Origin of the sequence: Paenibacillus humicus NBRC 102415 (assembly GCF_004000905.1) — a bacterium.
GTDB classification, from domain to species: domain Bacteria; phylum Bacillota; class Bacilli; order Paenibacillales; family Paenibacillaceae; genus Paenibacillus_O; species Paenibacillus_O humicus.
Window position 1 is genome coordinate 1 of the sequence record NZ_BIMD01000089.1, and the last position, 6,453, is coordinate 6,453.

General features: G+C 59.0%; 8 protein-coding genes and 1 other RNA gene. All 9 read left to right on the forward strand.

Annotated elements, in window-relative coordinates:
* Positions 1-137 precede the first annotated feature (137 nt).
* Positions 138-1,397, forward strand: coding sequence for a radical SAM family protein (locus PHU01S_RS25180; RefSeq protein WP_127510454.1), 1,260 nt, complete (start codon positions 138-140; stop codon positions 1,395-1,397).
* A gap of 146 nt (positions 1,398-1,543) precedes the next feature.
* Positions 1,544-1,741, forward strand: coding sequence for a 50S ribosomal protein L31 (rpmE, locus tag PHU01S_RS25185; protein ID WP_021882051.1), 198 nt, complete (start codon positions 1,544-1,546; stop codon positions 1,739-1,741).
* A 72-nt stretch (positions 1,742-1,813) separates the two neighbouring features.
* Positions 1,814-2,218, forward strand: coding sequence for a hypothetical protein (locus PHU01S_RS25190; protein ID WP_021882052.1), 405 nt, complete (start codon positions 1,814-1,816; stop codon positions 2,216-2,218).
* Positions 2,219-2,301: 83 nt separating this feature from the next.
* Positions 2,302-2,567: signal recognition particle sRNA large type (ffs, locus tag PHU01S_RS25195), an RNA gene on the forward strand.
* 213 nt (positions 2,568-2,780) lie between these two features.
* On the forward strand, positions 2,781-4,553 hold the full coding sequence (gene dnaX / locus PHU01S_RS25200; RefSeq protein WP_127510456.1) for a DNA polymerase III subunit gamma/tau: 1,773 nt from the start codon (positions 2,781-2,783) through the stop codon (positions 4,551-4,553).
* Between the two features lie 34 nt (positions 4,554-4,587).
* Complete coding sequence (locus PHU01S_RS25205; protein ID WP_048749931.1) at positions 4,588-4,899, forward strand: YbaB/EbfC family nucleoid-associated protein; 312 nt, start codon at positions 4,588-4,590, stop codon at positions 4,897-4,899.
* A 108-nt stretch (positions 4,900-5,007) separates the two neighbouring features.
* A complete protein-coding gene (gene recR, locus PHU01S_RS25210) occupies positions 5,008-5,604 on the forward strand; it encodes a recombination mediator RecR (protein ID WP_048749929.1) in 597 nt (198 codons plus the stop codon).
* A gap of 149 nt (positions 5,605-5,753) precedes the next feature.
* The gene (locus PHU01S_RS25215; protein WP_246029341.1) at positions 5,754-6,092 is read left to right on the forward strand and encodes a DUF2508 family protein; all 339 of its coding nucleotides are present in this window, start codon (positions 5,754-5,756) and stop codon (positions 6,090-6,092) included.
* Positions 6,089-6,352: a pro-sigmaK processing inhibitor BofA family protein gene (locus PHU01S_RS25220; RefSeq protein ID WP_021882322.1), complete on the forward strand. Its 264-nt coding sequence runs from the start codon at positions 6,089-6,091 to the stop codon at positions 6,350-6,352. The genes PHU01S_RS25215 and PHU01S_RS25220 overlap by 4 nt, the downstream gene beginning before the upstream one ends.
* Positions 6,353-6,453: the final 101 nt, after the last annotated feature.

Here is a 6,453-nt window from a genome sequence, read left to right on the forward strand (position 1 = left end):
CGCGCTCCGCGCGCGGCGGCTGCCGACAAGCCGGCCGCCGGAACGACCCGCCGCACGTCGCGATCCAAGTCCGCTCCTGCGGATGAGTCCCCGGCGGAATAAGCCCCGCCGGGCGCTACAGATTTTAGGAGGACATCATGAATCTTGTATATGCCGATGAACAAGGCAATTTATATGACCATCCCGACTGGATCGGGCTTGGCCGCAGCGGCGACGTCGTCGTGGAAATCATGGACGAGGAGCTTATCCCCCTTCCGGAGGGAGCGACTCTCGTCGGTCTGCCGGGCACCCGCCCGGTCGGCATCAACTCCCGCACCGGGGAGATGGAAGTGCTGCCCGGATCCTACCAGGCTGTAGGCGCGCTGCTTCCCCAAGGTTATACGCGGCTTAATCTGCCCGGCTACGTCAAGGCGGACAAAAACGCCGTCCTGCCGCTGTTCGGCTACACCTCCGTCGTCTGGAAGGACGGCGGCTTCCATGTCGCGGCCGAGCGCAGCGACGATCCCGAGCGCTGGAATCCGCTCAACTGCGATGCCAAGGAGCTGAACGTGAAGGTGGAGGAGCTGCTGGCGAAGTACCCGGACAACAGGCTGTACAAGCATCTGTCCAACTGCGCTCTCGGCTACGAATGCCTCACGGCTTCCAATACGTTTCTGCAGCGCTGGGAAGGAGCCGTCCCGGTTTCCTATTCCTGCAATGCAGGCTGCTTCGGATGCATTTCCGAGCAGCCCGAGGACAGCGCGTTCCCGGCTCCGCAGACCCGCATGAACTTCAAGCCGACCGTCGACGAAGTCGTGGAGATCATGCTGGAGCAGCTCAAGACTCCCGATGCGATCATCAGCTTCGGCCAGGGCTGCGAGGGCGAGCCGTCCACCCAGGCCAGAATTATCGTGGAGGCGATGAAGAGAGTCCGGGAGCAGACGTCGATGGGCTACATCAACATCAACACGAACGCCGGGCTCACGGACTTCATGCGGGCGATCGTCGATGCCGGCCTCGATCTGATGAGGGTGAGCACGATCAGCGCGCTGGACGACCATTACAACGCGTATTACAAGCCTCGGGGCTATACGCTCAAAAATGTGGAGAAGTCCTTGCGTTACGCCGCCGACCAAGGCGTCTACACCTCCATCAACTATCTCATCTTCCCGGGCGTCACCGACCGCGAGGAGGAGATGGAGGCGATGATCGAGTTCGTCCGCCGGACCGATCTCAAGCTTATTCAGATGCGCAACCTCAACATCGATCCGGAAGCGTACCTGAACCTCATTCCGAAGGCGCGCGGGGAGATCTACGGCATGAAGCAGATGCTGGAGATTTTCCGCGAGGAGCTGCCGGGCGTCGTCATCGGCTCGTACACGCATGTGCCGCCGTCCCGGCTGGCGAGGCAACGCTGAAAGCCGTGCTGATCAAGGTTGGTGGACGTCCTGCGCCGGCGGACCGCAGCAATCCTGTTGCCTAAGGCACTTGTCCGTGATATACTATTCAGGTATGCATAACTCTGGGCTCGCTTGAAGCTCAGGGCAGAAAGAGGTGAAAGACGATGAAAGAGGCTATTCATCCGAAATACCACGTGACTACGGCTACTTGCGCTTGCGGCAACACGTTCGAGACGGGTTCCGTTAAACCGAACCTGCGCGTGGAGATCTGCTCCGCTTGCCACCCGTTCTTCACAGGCAAACAGAAATTCCTGGATGCCGGCGGCCGCGTAGACCGTTTCAAAAAGAAATACGGCATCTAATCGACTGCCAGAAATTGGCGGCATAGAAGAACCTCCCTCAGCCATCCTATGGACTGAAGGGAGGTTTTTTAATTGACAACAATTCGCTTCCATGCCAATAAGCCTCTGCGATCCGCCTGCGTTTTTCTGCTCGGCGCCGCTCTGCTGACGGGCTGCGGCGGCAGCCCGGAGCATAACCGGGTGAAGAGCTACGGACAGGACGGGCATCTCGGCTTGACGAATACGAATCCCCGCCTGCCTCTTACTCCCCATTCGCAGAACTATCAGCAGGATGCCGACTTCGCGGAGCTGAAGGTCAAGCAGGTTGAAGGGGTGAAGAAGGCCCGGCTAGCTTTCGACGGTCCGACGCTCCGGGTTTATGTAACGCCGAAGGCGGGTCTCAGCGCCGCTCAGCGGGAGCAGGTGCGCAGCCGCGTGGAGTCGCAGCTCGCCTTCAACATGCCCCGCTATAAAATCATTGCCCGCCTGGCTTCTTAAGGCGACAGCGCCTTTCTTTCCCTGAAGCGGGGAGACGAAGGCCGGTTGCACAAGCCGTGCAAATGGGCTATACTGAAAATCTGCCGTGCTAGATGGGGAGGTAGCGGTGCCCTGTAACTCGCAATCCGCTATAGCGAGGTTGAATTCCTGCCGTAGGTTATGCGTTGCAGTGTATGGCGCCTAGGAACAGCGTTGAAGGATGGGTCCTCCGCAATGGACACTTGTGAACCCGGTCAGGTCCGGAAGGAAGCAGCCGTAAGCAGGCGCGTTCATGTGCCGGAGGAGTGCCTGACCCGAGCTGGAATCAGGAATGCCTGCTGGACCGCATGGATCGAGGGCAGGTGCACGGTCCTAACTAAGCAGAGCAACGTCTGGAGTCCGACTCTTCGTGAGGAGGTCTTCCGGGCGTTTTTTTTATATTCTCAATAGAAAAGCTTTTCGCATTCCCGCACGGCCGCCCCCGGATGTCATCGGGCGGATTCCTTTTGCCGGGCAGGAAGCGGTATTGTATAATGGAGAGACGAAATAACGGCCGAGGCCGGCCGGAAAGGAAGCCTGCATCTTGACCCATATCGCCTTATACCGTGCTTGGCGTCCTCAGACGTTCCGGGACATGGTAGGACAACAGCATATCAGGCAGACGCTGCAGAACGCCATCCGCGAGCAGCGCATTGCGCATGCTTACTTGTTCAACGGGCCGCGGGGCACGGGCAAGACTTCCGCTGCCAAGATTTTCGCCAAAGCCGTCAACTGCGAGCTCGGACCCGCTCCCGAGCCGTGCAACGAATGCGCCGCCTGCCGGGGAATCACCGCCGGCACCGTGATGGATGTCGTGGAGATTGACGCCGCTTCCAACCGCGGCATTGATGAAATCCGCGAGATCAGGGACAATGTAAGATACGCTCCTTCGGAAGTGCGATACAAGGTTTATATCATCGACGAAGTCCATATGCTGACTACGGAAGCGTTCAATGCATTGCTCAAGACGCTGGAAGAGCCTCCAAGCCACGTGATCTTCATTTTGGCGACGACCGAGCCGCACAAGCTTCCGCCCACCATCATCTCCCGCTGCCAGCGCTTCGACTTCAGGCAGGTGTCGCTGGAGGAGCAGGTGGAGAGGCTGACCGAGATCTGCAAGGAAGAAGGCATCCGCGCCGAACCGGAAGCGATCGACTATATCGCCAGGCTGTCCGACGGCGGCATGCGCGATGCGATCAGCCTGCTGGAGCAGGCGGCGGCGTTCGGCTCCGAGACGATCACGCTCGAAGGCGCGGTCGACGTCACCGGCGGCCTTGCCGCGCAGCAGTTCGCGGGCATCGCGGACGCCGTCCGGGACAGGGATGCGGGAGCGATTCTTCCTCTCGTGGAAGGTCTCATGCAAGCGGGCAAAAGCCCGGACAAATGCCTGGAGAACCTCATGTATTACTTCCGGGATCTGCTCGTCCTCAAGCTCGCTCCGGGCAGCGCCGAGGCGATGGGGCGCGTCTCGGATCCCGCCCGGTTCCAAGCCATGGCCGAAGGGTTCTCGGCTGACCGGATCTTCCGGATGATCGACGAGCTCAACCGCTACCACAATGAAATGAGGCATGCCGCTCATCCGCAGACTCTCTTCGAGGTGGCGCTTCTCAAAATCGCCACGATGCCCGAAGGCGGCAGCCAATCCTCGGGAGCTTCGGCCACCGCCGGCGCAGCGGCGCCTCAAGCTTCTCCGGAAACAGGACGGCTGCTGCAGCGGATCGACGATCTGGAGCGCAAGATCGAGCAGCTGCAGCGCTCCGGCAGCGCTCCGGCAGCGGCTCCCGAGGCATCCGCTTCGGGCAGCGCCGTTCGAGGGGGTGCGAGCCGCGGAGGTGGGTTCGGCCCTCGTTCCGGCAGCGGCTCCGTACGGAACGTCAAGCTCGATTCCTATTTGGCGGCTCTTTCCAACTCCGAGACCGCTCAGCTCCGGGCAAAATGGAGCGAAGTGCTGGCCCGGGTCAAAGATGCAAGGGTTACGGTCCACGCGTGGCTCGTGGACGGCGAGCCGGTAGCTTCCACCGGCGACTCTGTGCTCGTCGCGTTCAAAAACACGATTCATCGGGAAACGACCGAAAAGCAGGCGAATCGCGAGCTCATCGAAAAAGTGCTCCAGGAAGCCTTCGGCCGGGCCTTGTCCCTATCCACCGTCATGCAAAAGGACTGGCAGCAAGCAAGCTCCGGCGCTGTCTCGGAACGTGCTTCGGCGCCGCTGGAGCTCAGCCACGACGATCCGCCGCAAGCTCCGGCGCGGCCGGAATGGGTGGAAGAAGCGGTCCGTCTGTTCGGGGAAGACCTGGTCGAGCTGAAGAAGGATTGACATTGATCTTAATTCCAATAATGAGGTGATGACGATGAACAACATGAACCAAATGATGAAGCAGGTCAAGAAGATGCAGGAGCAGATGCTCAAGGCTCAAGAGGAGCTCGAAACGAAGAACGTTGAAGGTTCCGCTGGCGGCGGTGTCGTCACGGCTGTCGTGAACGGACATAAAAAGCTGATCAGCATCGCCATCAAGCCGGAAGCGGTCGACCCCGACGACGTGGAAATGCTTCAGGATCTTGTGCTCACAGCCGTCAATGATGCCATTACCAAGGCTGACGAGCTGGCGAACAAGGACATGGGCAAATTCACCGGCGGCATGAAAATTCCCGGCTTGTTCTAAAGCCTGCGGGTCCTTCGGAACCGCATAGACGGCTGCTCGTGCAGCAGCCTTGGACGGCCCTTCGCATTCCGGCAGGGCCGTCCTTATTTTATGGATGGAGCTGATTCCTTGTATTATCCGGAACCCATAGCCAAACTGATCGATTCCTTCACCCGCCTTCCCGGCATCGGGCCGAAGACGGCTGCCAGGCTGGCTTTTCATGTCCTTAAGATGAAGGAAGACGATGTCATCGACTTTGCAAAAGCTCTCGTCAGCGTCAAGAGGAACCTTCATTTTTGTTCCGTCTGCTGCAATATCACCGACACCGACCCTTGCCGGATCTGCCAGGACAAGTCCAGGGACCATTCCTCCATCTGTGTGGTCCAGGAATCCAGAGATCTGGTTGCGATGGAGCGGACCAAGGAATTCAACGGCCAGTATCATGTGCTCCAGGGAGCCATCTCTCCGATCGAGGGAATCGGTCCGGAGGAGATCCGGATCGCGGAGCTGCTTCGCCGCCTGGAGGACGAGCGGGTGCAGGAGCTTATCCTTGCCACCAACCCTAATATTGAAGGCGAAGCGACCGCCATGTACATTTCGCGGCTCGTACGGCCTTTCGGCATCCGGGTGACGCGGATCGCGCATGGCTTGCCTGTCGGCGGCGATCTGGAATACGCCGATGAAGTGACATTGTCCAAAGCCCTTGAAGGGCGCAGAGAGCTGTAAGGATCAAGGCCGCCCATGCCGGGCGGCTTTTTCGCTCTTTTTAAGGGAAAGTTGCCGCTCTCCGCGTTCTAAACCCCTAATCCCGTTTATAGAATGATTACAGGAAGCTTGACGGGCTATAAATGGACAAGCGGAAGGGGTTTTGGGGCATGGCGGTATGGTTGTGCGCAGTAGGCAGCGGGGAGGCATTGGCGGCAAGCCCGGTGCTGCAGGCGGAAATGGAGCTGGCGGCGGGCAGCGAGATGGCCCGCGATAAGGACGAGGAAGCCGTCACGGTCGGAGAGCAGCAGCTGCTGCTTGAAATTGCGGAGGCCCATCGGGATTGGGTGAATGCGCACTATCATTTCGAGCAGGCTGAAGGTTCCGATCAGATCGACTATGCGGTATATGCAATAGAAGCCGCACAAAAAAGATATGAAATGCTGCTTCGGCAAGCGAAGCGCATCAACGCCAACGCTCCGGCATGGAAAAAGGGGGTGCCGGGATGAAATGGATTTGGCTCTCCATTCTCGTAATATCCGGATTGCTTCTGCTCGCAACAATTGTAAGAAACCGCATATCGTGGTCGTGGCTGTCGCGTTTCTCCATTCATCTGACGGCTGCGGCTGCAGCGCTGTATCTGCTCAACCAGACGGGAATAGTTCCGGGTGTCCATATTCCTCTCAATCCGGCTACCATCGGCACGGCCGTGCTGCTCGGCTTGCCGGGAATCGCGGCATTGGCCGGCCTCCAAGCTGTCTTGTTCTAACTGGTCTGTACCCCTGCGGGAGCAGGGGCTTTTTTCGTGAAAAAGGATTCGAAAAAGAAATCGAAAAAACTTTAAAAAAGGACTTGCAAATGCCTAGGGGG

What these genes read in the sequence shown, in the direction of transcription:
- PHU01S_RS25205 (WP_048749931.1), top strand. Translation starts at nt 4,588, where the DNA reads ATGAACAACATGAACCAAATGATGAAGCAGGTCAAGAAGATGCAGGAG.
- PHU01S_RS25220 (WP_021882322.1), top strand. Translation starts at nt 6,089, where the DNA reads ATGAAATGGATTTGGCTCTCCATTCTCGTAATATCCGGATTGCTTCTG.
- PHU01S_RS25180 (WP_127510454.1), top strand. Translation starts at nt 138, where the DNA reads ATGAATCTTGTATATGCCGATGAACAAGGCAATTTATATGACCATCCC.
- rpmE (WP_021882051.1), top strand. Translation starts at nt 1,544, where the DNA reads ATGAAAGAGGCTATTCATCCGAAATACCACGTGACTACGGCTACTTGC.
- PHU01S_RS25215 (WP_246029341.1), top strand. Translation starts at nt 5,754, where the DNA reads ATGGCGGTATGGTTGTGCGCAGTAGGCAGCGGGGAGGCATTGGCGGCA.